The following is a 15,570-nucleotide window of genomic DNA, read 5'->3' on the forward strand; positions in this document are numbered from 1 at the left end:
GCCTGCCTTCAGGTAGCTGACCAGCCTAAGACCTTGACCGAAGGGGTTGCCCTTCTGGTATTGGGTCTACGTTGTTGGTAAGTGTTAAAGTTCCTACCTTGGGGTACTTTGCCCGCTCCAAGCTCTAGAACCGAATCGTTAAACACTTAGACCAGGGGTAAGACAGTGCGGTTCGGAAAGTACCGACCAACAACGTTGGCCAGGCAAACCTTACCTTGTGCAGCAGATAAGGCGATTCAGGCTTGAACTGGAAAGCACAATAACTGCACCTCTTGTTGTCCAGCTGTTTTTGGGACGGCAGCCTATACCGCCCCGTCGCGGGTCCTCTGGGGTCACCAGACGCGCAGCTTCCCCGCTCCCAAACTTATCTAGTTGAGACGATAATACCGTGCTCCTCACCAGACCACAGTAGTCACAAGGAACTTAAGGAACTTAAGAAACTTAGGGTTGCCTGTGGCATTGGACAATTTAAGTAAGAACAAAGACTATGAATGGAACTTGGGAAGGTATCTTCCAAATTGTAGGAGTGGGTGTGCAGCCATCGGCACACCTGGTTTTAGCCCAGACAGGAGTTCCCGCATTAGACCAAGTTTTGGCAGATGGGGGAACCACCTTACTGAATGTGGTTAAAGCGATCGCAATCTTAGTCATTGGTCTTATCCTGGCTAAGATTGCTGCTGGTATTACCAAAGCAGTACTGAATCGCACCAATATTGACAACAACATTGCTCAGTGGGCTACTGGCGGCCAGTCAGGAACCCAGCCTCCTCCAATTGAGCAATGGTTATCCGGCGCGGTTTTCTGGATTATCATCGTTTTCACGGTAGTGGCGGTTCTAGAAACCCTCAAGCTAGATACGGTTTCCGGACCCCTGAATAGTTTTCTAGACACCATCCTTGGCTTCCTGCCCAGTGTCTTTGGTGCGGCGATTCTCTTGGGTGTTGCCTGGTTACTAGGAACTATCGTCAAGATGATAGTAGTCAGGACGCTCAATGCATTGAATATCGATCAGCGCTTGGGTGAGCAAGTCGGCGATGCTGGCACTAGTCAGTTCTCTCTGGCTCAAACCATTGGCAATGCCCTGTACTACTTAATCTTCCTACTGTTTCTGCCATCGGTATTAGAAACCCTAGGCTTACAGGGAACTCTCGATCCAGTACTAAGTATGCTGGGCGAGATTTGGGGGATTGTACCCAATATTGGCGCAGCCATCGCAATTGGTGCTATTGGTTGGTTTATTGCTCAACTTGTACAACGTCTTGTCACTAGTTTCTTGACAGCAGCAGGTACAAATCAGCTCGGGGAGCGGTTTGGACTGAGTAGCTCTGGTGGTCGCTCCCTAGCAGGGATTATCGGTACGATTGTCTATGTCCTGATTTTGATTCCCGTTGCTACCGCTGCCCTTAATGCCTTGCAGATCCAGGCAATCTCTGGCCCTTCGATCGCAATGTTAAGCCAGGTTACTAATACCATCCCCAAACTATTTGCTGCGGCTGGTATTCTGGCAGTTTTCTACGTAATTGGACAGTTTGTTAGTGATCTGGTCACCAACGTCCTGACAGACCTTGGCTTCAACAATCTATTTAATTGGCTAGGTTTTTCCACCAGCGCTCCTAGCACCACGGATCAAACAACTGATGAAACAGCAGAATCAGAAACACCACAGAACCCACTTACCAGTCGCACCCCTTCTGAGCTAGCGGGACTGCTTGTACTGATCGGTATCATGATCGCTGGTATTGTGGCAGCAACGGATGTGTTACAGATTCCCGCCTTAACTGACATTGTTGGTGGGGTCGGTTTCATTGGTGCTCGGGTGCTGTCCGGGTTAGTAGTCCTTGCTATCGGTCTGTTCCTAGCTAATTTTGCTTTCAACTTGATTACTGGCTCTGGCGCTCGCCAATCCAATATCCTGGCACAAGTAGCTAGGATTGCGATTATTGCCTTTTCTTTAGCTCTAGGTCTACAACAAATGGGCATTGCCCCTGATATTGTGAACTTAGCCTTTGGTTTGCTCTTAGGTGCAATCGCTGTTGCGATCGCATTAGCCTTCGGTCTCGGAGGTCGCGATGTTGCTGGTGAGCAAGTTAGAGAATGGCTAGATTCTTTCAAAAAGTAAGTCGAAGTTATTCCCGTAGCGTGGCCTATTGGCCAAGGTTGTTCGCCCTTTTTGAATTAAGAATTAAGAATGTAGAATGTAGAATTCTTAATTCTTAATTCTACATTCTGCATTCTGACAGACAACCTTCAACCTTCAACTTTTGATAATCTTGCCCTCAATTCTCCTTTAATGCGATGGAGAATTGAGGTTTCGTCTAGAGAGGAGAGAATTCGTCTAACAACGGCTTTTGGTCCATCTTCTCCCCAGGATGCGCCATTGGCTAAATAGGTTTTGGTAATTTCTCCAATACCATAGCCAGAAACTCCAGCAACACTAGCTTGGGTGATGGCAACTGACATATATGGCGCTAGGGAAACCCCACCAGTTACAGGGGCAGAAATCCCCAAAATACTTTTTAAGCTACTCAATCCCAAGTTAGCCAAGAGTTCACTAGCACCAATACCTCCCATACTCATAGCGATTTTTTGTAATAATTGAATAGCTCCCTGCTCAGTCATCGGAATACCATAGAGACGGGATAAAGTAAGAATCATTACCACATCAACTACAGTAGCGGTGAGGATATCCACAACAGTAACTGGATTGAGAGCAATGACAAATGCTTTAGTTATTACTGCTTTCCAGATAATTTGATTAGCACTATCATCCCGAATCTTCATTTTTCGGTTGACCAAGTTTTCATTCAACTCATCGGCGTAAAGCATGGTGTTAAGAGCAACAAGGGATTTACCTTCCCGATGTAAAATCTCCAGAATTTTTAGTTTCAAATCGTCAATCTGGGGTTTCCCTCGGCGGCGCTTGACCTGAATGCTGCCATTAGGCGATCGCACTGCTACAGATACCAAAGGTGAAGCAGCAACCATCACAATTTCTGCTGGTGAAAGCAACTCCTTGACCCGTTCATCCCGAATTTTGCTGTAAATTGCCATGCGATCAGCATCAGGATATTGGTCAATCTTGTTGAACACCAGTAACATCGGTTTACCACTAGCTCTTAACTGAGATAGAGCTTCGTACTCTACCTTAGTCATATCACCAGCAATAATAAACAACAGTAAATCTGCCTGTTTAGCTACCTCTAGGGCTAAGGCTTCCCGAGTTTCCCCATCTACTTCATCAATTCCTGGGGTATCGATTAGCTGAATTTGGGAATTACCAATACTGGGTAGGGCAACCTGGAGAATATCCTGTTGACTATGGGTTTGACTAGGGGGCTGCCAATGGGCAGTTTGAGCATTCTGGGTTACCCCATGTAGGGCACCAGTTTCAAATACAGGTTGACCGACCAAGGCATTGAGTACAGAGGATTTCCCCCGTCCCACCATGCCAAAGGCAGCAATTTGGATACAGGTATTTTCCAGCTTCTGAAGCAGATTGCCTAAGTCTTGGATTTGAGCATCTAAACCAGCTTTTTCTCTACGGGATAGGTCAAGATTAGCTACTAGATCCCTGAGGGAGTCTTGTGCCTGTTTGTAATTCAGTTCTGCCTGGATTTGCTCAAAACCTGAAATTGCGCTATCTAAATCCTGATCAAGATCTAGAGAGTTAATAGAGTCAGACTCAGGCCAGAATTCGGTCAAAACGGCACCTCCTGCTAGGACACTTCTGCTTTCGATCCTAGAGCATCAGTTCAGGAATCACTTTTGATAAATCACTCATTATAGAATTAAATGCTTCACAGCTTACATCAGTTACATTCATTATTCATCCCTTGCAACTTCCTGATTCCAGCCCACAGCTGTAGAAGAGTTAATCATTGCTTTACACCATTGGTTCGATGGAAACCATAGGAGAGATATGAGATGATCAGCCAATTATTAAGTGTTAGTCTAACCTTGCCGATGCTACTGAACTTAGGTCAGAGTCTCACGGATACCCAAATACTAAATTATGGTAAAGTTAGCCATAATAAACCAACATGGACAAATTTTCAGGGTAAACTCGATAGTCAAAACCCACCGTCGTTATCCTTAGCCAGCCGGGATGAAACAAAAGATCAAGAACAAAAGTGTGAATGGCTAGACATATGTACCGAATTTAGGGGGGCATCTTTATTGGTTAGCAAAACGCTTTTATAAAAGGTAAGTTAGGTGCTACAAAAACGTGGTAATTAGCATTGTCCTGCGACTAAATCAGGAAGGAAAATTACGCTATCATGGTATTAGATCTGCCAAGATTCTACAAAGCTTGTAATCCCAGCAAGCCCCTGAGCATGGGAGATGTCAATGAGATAAAATACTATATTGATTTTTCCCCAGTCAGAGGAAATAAAATTATTGAGTCCCTCAAGCGAACCATCACCCTAATTTCTCCAGATGAGCCGACTTGTCAGCTGTTTACAGGGCATATTGGCTGTGGTAAATCCACAGAATTACTTAGACTAAAAGCTGAGTTAGAGCAACAGAAATTTCATGTCGTTTATTTTGAGTCGTCTCAAGATTTAGACATGGCTGATGTTGATATAAGCGATATTTTGCTGAGTATAGCTGGTCAAGTCAGTGAAAGTCTGGAGAAAATTAAAATTAATATAAAACCAGGCTATTTTGTCAATCTTTTTACAGAAATTACCGATTTTTTGCGGACACCAATTGAATTAGGTGCTGAAGCAGAATTGTCGGTAGGCATTGGCAAAATAACGGCTAAAACTAAGGAAAGTCCTAAACTGCGGCGTCGATTGCGGGAATACCTGGAACCTCGCACGAGTGGAATCTTAGACTCGATTAATGAAGAACTACTAAGACCTGCCACTGCTACCCTGAAGAAAAAGGGCAAAGCGGGACTAGTGGTGATTGTGGATAATCTGGATCGGGTGGATATTCGCCCCTTACCCTCTGGGCGATCGCAACCAGAATACTTATTCATTGACCGGGGTGAACAGTTACGCCGACTCAATTGCCATATTGTTTACACAATTCCCTTGGCGTTAACTTTCTCCAATGAGTGCGAAACCCTGAAGAATCGCTTAGGTGGTGGACTTACTCCTAAAATCTTACCGATGGTGCCAGTTAAACTGCGCACAGGTAAGGAGTTTACCGATGGCATGGCTTTGCTACGAGAAATGGTACTGGTTAGAGCTTTCCCCAATCAAACTCCTGAGGAACGATTTGCTTTGCTCCCGGAGGTATTTGATAATATAGAAACTTTAAACCGCCTGTGCCAAATTAGTGGTGGTCATGTGCGCAACTTGCTAGGATTGTTGTTTGATTGTCTTAGGCAAGAAAACCCACCGATTCCCAGTGAGTGTTTAGAAAATGTGATTCTCGAACGTCGCGATTATCTGATCTCATCAATTACTGATGAAGAGTGGGAATTGCTGTTTCAGGTGGTGCAACAGCAAAAAGTCAGGGGTGATACGGAATACCAAACTCTATTGCGCAGTATGTTTGTCTTTGAATACCGCGATCGCGATGGAAATTGGTTTGGTATAAATCCAGCATTAGAAGAGGCACCGCAGTTTAAGTCATGGTTGAAACAAAATCACCAGCAGACGCTGCCCAATACAACGATAGTACATTAAAGGCTCTCTCTAGAGCGATCGCATTTTCACAAGGGGAATTTTCCCTTGTGATCGTGCGATGTAACTACCAGGGTTTGCAACAACAGATGCTGCAACGCCTCAAAGCACTGTGTCAGCCGCAATACCCGATTACAGAGTTTATCATACCGCCATCAGCTACCACCCTTTACACCACCATCCAAAACTACGAACACAGGGAATTGGGACGTGGACAGGAGAGGGGGATAGGCAGATGCGAGCACAGGGATAGTTCCCACCATGACCCTCTTACCTCCTCACCCCCTCATTGCGCATTACTGATTGTTGGTTTAGAGTCAGTGGTTGCCCTTGAGGAATTACTTACCTCTACTAATCAAGTCCGGGATGAGTTTCGTAAACGCCTAACCTTTCCTCTAATATTGTGGGTTAATGACCAGGTATTGCAAAAACTGATGCGCTTGGCACCAGATTTTGCCAGTTGGGCAGCCACTCCCCTCAAGTTTGAACTGACCACCACAGAGTTAGTCAATTTTCTCCGACAAAAGGCTCAAATGGTATTTGCCTGTCTATTGAACTCTGGAAAGCCTTCCCCCTCAAGCACGCAACACATCCCAAATCCCAACCTCCAACATTCCAACCTTGGCCAAAAGGCCACGCTACGCGAACAACATTCCAACCTTGGCCAAAAGGCCACGCTACGCGAACAACATTCCAACCTTGGCCAAAAGGCCACGCTACGCGAACAACATTCCAACCTTGGCCAAAAGGCCACGCTACGCGAACAACATTCCAACCTTGGCCAAAAGGCCACGCTACGCGAACAACATTCCAACCTTGGCCAAAAGGCCACGCTACGCGAACAACCTCCCAACCTTGGCCAAAAGGCCACGCTACGCGAACAACCTCCCAACCTTGGCCAAAAGGCCACGCTACGCGAACAACCTCCCAACCTTGGCCAAAAGGCCACGCTACGCGAACAACATTCCAACCTCCAACCTCCCAACCCCGATATTTGTATTACCTATTCCAGAAACTCAGCACTCCAAAACCAACGTCGATTTGAACTGGATTTTGCCCTAAAAGATTTACATAGTCGTGGCATTACCTTAGATCAGGAATTAGACGCTAGTCTAGACTTTGTTTTGGGTCTAGATGACTATAAACGCGATCGCATAAATCTAGCCAAGAAGCGGTTTCGTAAAAGCTTAAGAGTTTGGCAGCAAACCGATAACTTAGAACGGCAGGGGTTATTATTGTTTTATCTCGGTTTGTGTTACTGTCGCCAGGCTGACCAAAATCAAGCTCATAAACAGCGCTATTGGGAAGAAGCTTGGCCGTATCTGCATCGATGTATGGGAATTTTCACCCAAGCGGGGCGTCACGATCTGGTGGCTATTTTTATTAGTAAGCTAGCTGAACTGCTGCAGCATCTACAAGCGTGGTCATTCTTACAAACCACCTCTCAACAGGCTCTGTCCCTTCATGAAACCTATGGGACTCAGGTGCAACTAGCCCAAGATTACGGTTTTCTGGCAGAAGTAGCCCTTGAGCAATCCCGATGGGACGATGCTGGTCAATTAGCCGAGAAAGCTCTATTAATTTTGGTTGTTGCTGCTGATGATCAGCCCCATGACCAAGGCTTGCATCCATTGCTATTAGCCCAGCTCTATCGATTATTTTTGGTAAAATCCCAAGCAAAGCAGGGAAATTTAGCAGAAGCGGTCAAGCAGCTAGAAAAAGCGAGTCATAAACTTCCAGATGCCATAGAATCCAGCAATTATCGGTATGAGCCTCAGCGTTACCTGCACCTGTTGGAACGATTACGTAGCCTTTACTTTGAACAAGGGCAATACCTAGAAGCATTTCGGATTAAACAAGAACAACGGGCAGTGGAGCAGCTGTATGGCTTCCGTGCCTTCATTGGTGCTAGTCGTCTACAGCCACCACGAGGATCTAATAATCCCAGCTGGCATGGCGTACAGCCACAAGACCTTATTCCCCAGGAAATGGCAGCTTCCGGACGTCAGCGAGATGTAAACCGCTTAATGGAACGGATTACCCGTGCTGATCACAAACTGACAGTTATTCATGGTCAGTCAGGGGTTGGAAAAAGTTCCATTGTCCATGCCGGATTAGTGCCAGCACTCAAAAATAGACCCCTTGGCGATCGCATTGGGTTACCGATTGTGGTGCAAGTTTACACCGATTGGGTGGGGGAACTCCATAAACACTTGGCCGATCAGCTATCAGGAAATGGAAATGAAGACCCCTTGCTCAGGGAAAAATTTCTAAACTCTAATGGTAATGGTAACGGTAATGGTAACGCCCTAATTGATTCTGTCCTGGAGCAATTACAACACAACGCCGACAATAACTTATTAACGGTTTTAATTTTTGATCAGTTTGAAGATTTTTTCTCCGTTTATTCCCATCAATCCCAACGAAAACTGTTTTATTATTTTTTAGTAAATTGTCTTAAGCTACCCTATTTAAAACTAATTTTTTCTATCCGAGATAACGCCTTACATAAATTACTAGAACTAGAACATTATACTTGGGAAGTTATAGAAAGTAATATCTTAGATCAAAAAATTCGTTATCCATTAGTAAATTTTTCCTTAGAAGATGCTTATTCAGTTATTCAAAGCTTAACCCATCGGGCTAATTTTTATTTAGAGCCAGCTTTAATTGATGAATTAGTCAGAGAATTAGGAGCTGAAATTGGAGAAGTTCGTCCCATTGAGTTGCAAGTAGTAGGAGCTCAGCTTCAAGCTGAAAATATTACTACCTTAGCTCAGTACCAGCACCTTGGTCCCAAAGCCAAACTAGTGGAGCGGTTTTTAGAAAAAGTTATTAAAGATTGCGGTCCTGAGAATGAAACAGCAGCTTGGCTAGTGTTGTCGTTACTCATTGATGACAATAAAAATCGACCCCTTAAGAATCGCTCGGAGCTAGCCATAGAATCATCCTTAGAAGACTATACATTAGATTTAATATTAGAAATTTTTGAGAAATCAGGATTAGTATTTCTATTACCAGAAGTTACGATCAACCGCTATCAACTGGTTCACGATTATCTGGTAGACGTTATCCGCCAGAAAAAGCAATCGAAACTGCAAGCAGAATTAGAAAATCTCCGCGAGAAAGACAAACAGAGCCAGGATAAAATTGAGCAACTGGTTAAAGAACAAGAACTCCAAAACCAACTGGCTAAAATAACTAAAAAACAAAGGAAAACCGAAGAAAAGCTGAATCGAATTCTCAGGCAACGATTGCGAGAAGCACGTTGGGCAGGAATGGCACTGTTCAGTCTGATGGTGATTACCGGTATACTTGGGGTTCGCTACGCTATCAGTAAAACCAACAACCATTTGAGTGACCTGAGCTACTCCTCAAAAGCTCTAGTTGATGCCAACAGAACCTTAGATGCCCTCATCCTCAGTTTAGAGGCAGCCCAGCAATTGCAGCAATCCCTTGGGGTGAATCCAGAGACCCAGACACGGGTAGTCACTGCTCTACAACAGGCAGTTTATGGAGTCAGAGAACGTAACCGTTTAAAAGGACATCGGGATTGGGTCAGTAGTGTCAGTTTTAGCCCAGATGGTCAGCTGATTGCCTCTGGGAGTCGAGACAAGACTATCAAACTTTGGCGCAAAGATGGTACCTTGCTCAAAACGTTGCGAGGTCATCGGGCTGGAATCCACAGTGTCAGTTTTAGTCAAGATGGTCAGATCCTCGCTAGTGGTAGTGAAGACAAAACCGTCAAGCTGTGGCGTAAGGATGGATCCCTGATCATGAGCTTAGATGGGCCAGATGGGCATACCAAAACAGTCCATTGTGTTAGCTTTAGCCGCGATCGCCAGATGATCGCATCCGCTAGTGAGGACAAAACCATCAAACTATGGAGTAAAGATGGTGTTTTACTCCAGACTCTAACCGGTCACAGTGATTCAGTGTTGGGGGTTAGTATTTCTCCCAATGGTCAGTTAATTGCTTCTGCCAGTAAGGACAAAACTATCAAACTTTGGCGCAGTGACGGAACACTCTTGAAAACCTGGCAAGCTCATACAAAACCAGTGGTTAGTGTCCGTTTTAGTCCTGATGGCAAGACTATTGCATCTGCCAGTACAGACAACACTGTCAAACTCTGGCAAACTAATGGCGAATTAATTGATACCCTCGAAGGTCATCGTAATTGGGTTCTGGATGTCAGTTTTAGCTCCGATGGTAAGAGGCTAGCTACGGCTAGTGCTGATCACACCATCAAACTCTGGCACACTGATGGGGAATTAATCGAAACTTTGGCTGGACATAGCGAGATGGTGGTAGATGTAAGTTTTAGTCCGGACAACAAGACGATTGCATCTGCTAGTGCAGACAAAACCATTAGACTCTGGGCCAGTGACGGAGGGATACTGGCACCGATCCGCCATAATCAAACCGTCAGAAGTGTAAGTTTCAGCCCCGATGGTGAAATGATTGCTACTGCTAGTGCCGACAATACCATTCAACTGTTGAGGCTTCAGGATCGTACCATAAAAGCCTTCTCTGCTCATGGTCAAGGGTTGACTGGAATTAGTTTCAGCCCTGATAGCACGATCATGGCTAGCGCTAGTGAAGATAAAACTGTGAAACTCTGGAATTTAGATGGCTCCTTGCTTCATACTCTAGAAGGACACCAGGATCAGGTTTGGGGAGTTAGTTTTAGTCCCGATAGTAAGTTAATTGCTTCTGCTAGTGCTGACGAAACCGTTAAACTCTGGAATTTAGACGGCACCTTGTTCAAGACCTTAGAGGGACACCAGGATAAGGTTTGGGGGGTCAGTTTTAGCCCAGACAGCAAACAGATCGCCTCTGCTAGTAATGATGGCACGGTAAAACTCTGGAATCGTGATGGCAAGTTGCTCAATACGTTGAAAGAGCATAATGATGCTGTCAATTGGGTCAGTTTTAGTCCAGATGGCGAGATGATTGCCTCTGCTAGTAGTGATGGCACGGTAAAACTCTGGAATCGAGATGGCAAGTTGCTCAAAACCTTAGAAGGGCATAATGGTGCCGTGAATTGGGTTAGTTTCAGTCCCGATGGAACCTTAATTGCATCTGCGAGTAGTGATACAACGGTTAATCTTTGGAGTCGGGATCGACATTTAATTAATACCTTTAAGGGACACAACGATTCGGTATTTGGAGTTAGTTTTAGTCCCGATGGCAAGTGGCTAGCTTCTGCTAGTAAAGACAAAACAATGATTTTGTGGAATTTGGATGTGGATTATTTGCTAGATCGTGGTTGTAGTTGGTTGTACGATTATTGGCATCATAACCGTGAAGGTAAGAGGGATCAGCTTTGTGGATTTTAACTATAGGAAGGGAGTAGGGAGTAGGGAGTAGGGAGTAGGGAATCGGGAGTCGGGAGTAGCGCTATACTTTATTAACTATTGCCTATTGCCTATTGCCTATTGCCTATTGCCTATTGCCTATTGCCTGTTCCCTGTTCCCTATTCCCTATTCCCTAAAATCAAAAAATTGTGTACCTCAACCCATTGACAATTACTATCTATGGAAACTCAATCTGATTCAAACCTAACTGATTCAAACTTAAGTAAAATAGCTTCTGGAGAAACCTGGAACTATGAAGCGACGGTGGCTAAAGTTGAAACCATTATTAGGAAAATAGAAACGGGAGAACTAGAATTAGCAGAGGTGTTTGATCAGTTCTCTGCTGCTGTCGAATATCTCCATCAATGTGAATATTTTCTGGATCAGCGACAGCAACAGATGGATTTGTTGATTGAGACGCTGAATAATGATTCGGATTTTTAATAGTAATGTTAAGCGAACAGCTATCAGCAATCAGCTGTCAGCTTTTGAATAAAAGAGGTAAACATGGATTTAATAGTCACAGGCTAGAAGCCTGTTCCACAAAGAAGCCTGTTCCACAAAGAAGCCTGTTCCACAAACTAGAAGCCTGTGCCACAAAGCTGACAGCTGACAGCTGACAGCTGACCGCTAACATCAGCCCATCCCTTGAATCCCAACATGTCCAGCAAAGGCATACCAATCTTCACTAAAGCCCTTGAATTCCAGATCTTTCAGGGTAAATTTTACGTGATTCTCCTCCACAGTAAACTTAACCGTATTATCAGCATTAGGTTGATCTGTCACAATCACCAATTCAGTGCCTGCTGGAATTTCCTGCTTTGATGCTTCATTCAACATACTAGATTGAATAGGAGCTCGCTTAATTACCGTATCTTGATTAAATAAAAGGTTAAGTAAAACGGGTTGATTGACTAAGGTATTCTGATAAATAGGAATGTTTAAAGCAGTCTGATCGTTTTGTTTAGACACTACATTACTAACAGTTTCTACCGGTTGCAGACTCTCCATCATAATTGCAACATGGTCTTCAAAGGCATACCAATCACCACTGAAACCCTTAAAAGCAATATCTTTTAAACCCAGTTTAATGTGATTGCCAGATTCCTGACCATAATAGCGAAGTACTAATAGAGTACCTGCTGGTACCATCTGACGTTTATTATCAGGCAATTGCGACGATTGAATCGGCTCTTGCTTGAGATAGCTATCTTGCTTAAACAGAATTCTTAATACATTTGCCATGACACTGTTTTTACTTGGGTAAGCTAAAAATCAAACTTTTAGAATTAAGAATGTAGAATTAAGAATGTAGAATTAAGAATTAAGAATGTAGAATTCACCATTCTGCCTTCTGCCTTCACCATTCTGCCTTCACCATTCTTCATGGTCCATTATAAATTATCAATTCACCATTCACCATTCTTAATTCTTCATTCACCATTCTGCCTTCTGCCTTCACCATTCACCATTCTTCATTCTTCATTCTTCATTCTTCATTCTAAATTCTTCATTCTAAATTCTTCATTCTAAATTCTTCATTCAACTAATACTACCCCGTTTACGAGCTTCCTTATAAGATATTCCCACATTCTTGACACCTGCCCGAATCATTTGTTGTTCAAGCAAAGCAAAGAAGCGATTCCGGTCACCGGCCTTTATCACCGCCTGATTATGAGCTTCAGACACAGCAATGGGATAACCATATCCTTTATAGACCTGCCCCAGCATTAAACTCAAGGCTTGATTGAGCAATGCCGAATTTTGGGCTACCCATTCTGGCATCTCGATACGAGCAATTTCTGTGCCAACATGGACATAACAGAAATAGATCCGATGATGGTCGTATAAATCCAGAATCCGTGCGGAACTCTGAAATAGAGGGCTACGCTGTCCTGGTTTCAATAAACTTGCCCAGAGAGTGGTATCCCGGAGGGGGTCAATCACCTGACAGGGCAACTTGTCGGTTAGATTACCACATTGGGTGATACATTTTGGTGTTTCATAGGGACAAGCTGGTAATCTGAGGAAATTAACCATTTCCACACTACGAGAAGCACTCAGGTAGCCGATCAGGGGTACATTAACAGAACGCAACTGCTCCCAAGCTGTTAGAATCGGAGGCAATATGCGATCGCGTGCTTCCCCTGGCATCCCATCAAGAAACCAGTAAATTAGGGAACCATCTACTATCGCTAGATTGGGGGTATCCCTGTGGGGAGCTGGTGGTTTCACCCAACGGCAAGCCATTTCTGCTAACATCGATACCTCGGAAATCGTGCGCCGATGCCCCATCCACTCCTGCGTGCGAATCCCCCACTGACGAGAAATATATAAGTCTTCCGGTCGGTAGAACACTTCGGGCATACTATCCAACAGAGGATACAGACTTTGTCCATAGTGCAACATTACCCGACCCACATTAATCACATAACAGTAGAGGATTTCGTGGTGAGACGGGGCAATTTGAGACCCATCGGTGGCGAAAACACTATGGCTTTCAGGGGGAATACTGATATCAACACAAGTATCTAGAGGTTCGGCAGGTGTTGCCGCCGTGAAGATCATGCGATCGCGCCATTCTTGATGAGACTTGAGCAAACTCTCTTGTTGTGTTTTAGCCTTTGCCAGTAATTGTTCAGCCCGTTCTAGGCGTTGGCGAGACGCCACCGCTTCTAGTCTCAGGTGCTTACTAATACCAGGAATTTGTCCTGCCAGTTTTGCCAGATCAAGCATGGAGAGCTCATCATTAGATTTACTGTAGATTTACGAATTTCAAACTAGTTATCTGTAACACAGGTTTTTTGTGATCCTAAACGACTCATTCAGTGATCCTAAACGACTCATTCAGTGATCCTAAACAAACACAGATAAATAAACACAATTGTATACATCAGGCTCCAATAACAAACCTGATCCTATACATCAGCCTCAGATCACAAACACGATTGCATACATTACCTTTTCATACTGACAGTATCCATGTCCGTAATTTCGTCAGTAATTTCTAGGAGGTAAGATTTTATGAAGAATCGCCAGTTAATCAAGTCCTTGTCCCTGGCATCTGCAGCAGTCATTGGTGGTAACGCCCCAGCTCAAGCCATAGACTTCGACTTCAGCTATCAACCAGGGACTTCCTCCCCATCCGTCGCAGGAATGGGGTATCCTTTGCAGAACATAGTTGGTTGTTATCTCCATGGGCGTAACTTTCCCGCGCACCGAACGCGCCCCGCGTGGCCTATGGCCAGGGTAGCTGAGTAGGGTCAATACCCAGTTTTTTTGAGACCCTTACTTTTTATATTAACACTATTTGAGACGGAATATTCATCCCCGACCTAATTCGACGGGGTATTCTTTTCCCTCTCAAACTCTCCCACTCTGATAAAACGAATGCGATGCTCAGCATTGAGCCGCTACGCGATTGGCCTATGGCCACGCTAAAAGCGATTGACCTTTGGTCACGCTACGCGATTGGCCTATGGCCACGCTAAAAGCGATCGCATACATCAGCCTGGCATACTCAAAGCATAGATTTACCAGAATAAAGTTAAAATTATCCTTAATTTTCGGTTACCAATGTCATTTTATCCAGCCACCGTAGTCTAGAGAATTTACCAATAGATTATGAAAACCAGCCCTCTATAATTTTCTATGATTTTTGAATATTTTGATGACATAACTAGTTTAGTTATATAGGAAAGGGAACAGCGGATCTGGGAACAGGGAGTAGGGAGTAGGGAATAGGGAGTAGGGAGTAGGGAGTAGGGAGTAGGGACTTCGGAGCAGCGATGCAGACTGGTCTTGGGGGTTTCCAAGTCACTTGCTCATCTGACTTTTCACACTCCCCACACTTCCCACACTTCCCACACTTCCCCTGAATAGTTTAGGGACATAAAAGTTTTAGTTGCGTCTGTTTTTAACCAGAAATTATTGGCATAATAACTTTCCTTTTACCTATACTTTTGAATAAATACAGCATTTCCCAATAGATCATAAAACCAAATGCTGATTTGTGATCACACCTCTGACACTTCCCGCGCCCACTCCCCGCGCCCCCGCCCCACACTATTCCCTGTTCCCTATTCCCTGTTCCCTGTTCCCTGTTCCCTAATTATGACATTCATATTAAACTCTCATAATGTTTTTGACTATCTAGCTGCTCGTGGTTTATGCAATCCTTCCGAGCAAGCTCTCAGTAAAATTGAGCCACTGGAAGCCAAAAATTTTAACTTATTGCTGACCTTTCCAGATGGTAATAAGCTGCTAGTCAAGCAGGAGCGACATAACCAAGAAGGGAAAGCCGCTGGTGAGTTTTTGAATGAATGGCGAATTCAAGAATTCTTACAGAAATTTCCAGAACTAGCGTAACCGTTCAGGGGGGTAGAAGCGGGATAGCCAAAAATTGCCACCAAACTATGGTAAATTCAGAAGCATGAAGGAAAATTGCTCCGCCTACTTTCAGCAAATTGCGACCCAAGACTGGGACAGAACTCCCACCAGCGTCAAGAAACTGGTGGAGCAGATGGGGCAGCGCATAGAACAATTAGAACAAGAAACTGCTCAGTTGCGGATCACA

General features: G+C 44.3%; 12 protein-coding genes. 8 read left to right on the plus strand and 4 right to left on the minus strand.

The features are described 5' to 3' along the window. Positions 1 to 487 precede the first annotated feature (487 nt). A complete protein-coding gene (locus F6K51_RS24850) occupies positions 488 to 2,119 on the plus strand; it encodes a mechanosensitive ion channel (RefSeq protein ID WP_293025245.1) in 1,632 nt (543 codons plus the stop codon). A 128-nt stretch (positions 2,120 to 2,247) separates the two neighbouring features. Here the strand turns inward: F6K51_RS24850 and F6K51_RS24855 are convergent, their stop codons facing one another. Beyond that, the gene (locus tag F6K51_RS24855; protein ID WP_293025247.1) at positions 2,248 to 3,702 is read right to left on the minus strand and encodes a GTP-binding protein; all 1,455 of its coding nucleotides are present in this window, start codon (positions 3,700 to 3,702) and stop codon (positions 2,248 to 2,250) included. A gap of 222 nt (positions 3,703 to 3,924) precedes the next feature. Between F6K51_RS24855 and F6K51_RS24860 the strand changes: the two genes are divergently transcribed. The 5 genes from F6K51_RS24860 (at position 3,925) to xseB (ending at position 11,438) form a co-directional block, all read left to right on the plus strand. Next, complete coding sequence (locus F6K51_RS24860; protein ID WP_293025249.1) at positions 3,925 to 4,200, plus strand: hypothetical protein; 276 nt, start codon at positions 3,925 to 3,927, stop codon at positions 4,198 to 4,200. Between the two features lie 77 nt (positions 4,201 to 4,277). Beyond that, positions 4,278 to 5,639 carry a P-loop NTPase fold protein gene (locus F6K51_RS24865; RefSeq protein WP_293025251.1) on the plus strand — a complete coding sequence of 454 codons (1,362 nt, stop codon included), beginning with the start codon at positions 4,278 to 4,280 and terminating at the stop codon, positions 5,637 to 5,639. Then, the gene (locus F6K51_RS24870; protein WP_293025253.1) at positions 5,585 to 10,975 is read left to right on the plus strand and encodes a hypothetical protein; all 5,391 of its coding nucleotides are present in this window, start codon (positions 5,585 to 5,587) and stop codon (positions 10,973 to 10,975) included. The genes F6K51_RS24865 and F6K51_RS24870 overlap by 55 nt, the downstream gene beginning before the upstream one ends. A gap of 92 nt (positions 10,976 to 11,067) precedes the next feature. After that, a complete protein-coding gene (locus tag F6K51_RS24875) occupies positions 11,068 to 11,202 on the plus strand; it encodes a hypothetical protein (protein WP_293025255.1) in 135 nt (44 codons plus the stop codon). Continuing rightward, complete coding sequence (gene xseB / locus F6K51_RS24880; protein ID WP_293025257.1) at positions 11,175 to 11,438, plus strand: exodeoxyribonuclease VII small subunit; 264 nt, start codon at positions 11,175 to 11,177, stop codon at positions 11,436 to 11,438. The genes F6K51_RS24875 and xseB overlap by 28 nt, the downstream gene beginning before the upstream one ends. Positions 11,439 to 11,630: 192 nt before the next feature. On the opposite strand, the gene F6K51_RS24885 is transcribed toward xseB, so the two are convergent. Then, positions 11,631 to 12,239, minus strand: coding sequence for a hypothetical protein (locus tag F6K51_RS24885; RefSeq protein WP_293025259.1), 609 nt, complete (start codon positions 12,237 to 12,239; stop codon positions 11,631 to 11,633). A gap of 297 nt (positions 12,240 to 12,536) precedes the next feature. After that, on the minus strand, positions 12,537 to 13,730 hold the full coding sequence (locus F6K51_RS24890; RefSeq protein WP_293025261.1) for a DNA double-strand break repair nuclease NurA: 1,194 nt from the start codon (positions 13,728 to 13,730) through the stop codon (positions 12,537 to 12,539). Between the two features lie 288 nt (positions 13,731 to 14,018). On the opposite strand from F6K51_RS24890, the gene F6K51_RS24895 reads away from it, so the two are divergent. Then, positions 14,019 to 14,255: a hypothetical protein gene (locus F6K51_RS24895; RefSeq protein ID WP_293025263.1), complete on the plus strand. Its 237-nt coding sequence runs from the start codon at positions 14,019 to 14,021 to the stop codon at positions 14,253 to 14,255. 427 nt (positions 14,256 to 14,682) lie between these two features. Here F6K51_RS24895 and F6K51_RS24900 read toward each other — a convergent pair whose 3' ends face one another. Continuing rightward, a complete protein-coding gene (locus tag F6K51_RS24900; RefSeq protein ID WP_293025265.1) occupies positions 14,683 to 14,814 on the minus strand; it encodes a hypothetical protein in 132 nt (43 codons plus the stop codon). A 182-nt stretch (positions 14,815 to 14,996) separates the two neighbouring features. Between F6K51_RS24900 and F6K51_RS24905 the strand changes: the two genes are divergently transcribed. Then, entirely contained in the window at positions 14,997 to 15,362 is a 366-nt protein-coding gene (locus F6K51_RS24905; RefSeq protein WP_293025267.1) for a hypothetical protein, read from the plus strand. Positions 15,363 to 15,570: the final 208 nt, after the last annotated feature.

The organism is Moorena sp. SIO3I8 (assembly GCF_010692325.1).
GTDB lineage: Bacteria > Cyanobacteriota > Cyanobacteriia > Cyanobacteriales > Coleofasciculaceae > Moorena.

Bases quoted from the DNA above. Each gene is read 5' to 3' on its own strand.
- F6K51_RS24850 (WP_293025245.1), top strand. From the start codon at position 488: ATGAATGGAACTTGGGAAGGTATCTTCCAAATTGTAGGAGTGGGTGTG.
- F6K51_RS24860 (WP_293025249.1), top strand. From the start codon at position 3,925: ATGATCAGCCAATTATTAAGTGTTAGTCTAACCTTGCCGATGCTACTG.
- F6K51_RS24865 (WP_293025251.1), top strand. From the start codon at position 4,278: ATGGTATTAGATCTGCCAAGATTCTACAAAGCTTGTAATCCCAGCAAG.
- F6K51_RS24870 (WP_293025253.1), top strand. From the start codon at position 5,585: ATGGTTGAAACAAAATCACCAGCAGACGCTGCCCAATACAACGATAGT.
- xseB (WP_293025257.1), top strand. From the start codon at position 11,175: ATGGAAACTCAATCTGATTCAAACCTAACTGATTCAAACTTAAGTAAA.
- F6K51_RS24885 (WP_293025259.1), bottom strand. From the start codon at position 12,239: ATGGCAAATGTATTAAGAATTCTGTTTAAGCAAGATAGCTATCTCAAG.
- F6K51_RS24890 (WP_293025261.1), bottom strand. From the start codon at position 13,730: ATGCTTGATCTGGCAAAACTGGCAGGACAAATTCCTGGTATTAGTAAG.
- F6K51_RS24895 (WP_293025263.1), top strand. From the start codon at position 14,019: ATGAAGAATCGCCAGTTAATCAAGTCCTTGTCCCTGGCATCTGCAGCA.
- F6K51_RS24905 (WP_293025267.1), top strand. From the start codon at position 14,997: ATGCTGATTTGTGATCACACCTCTGACACTTCCCGCGCCCACTCCCCG.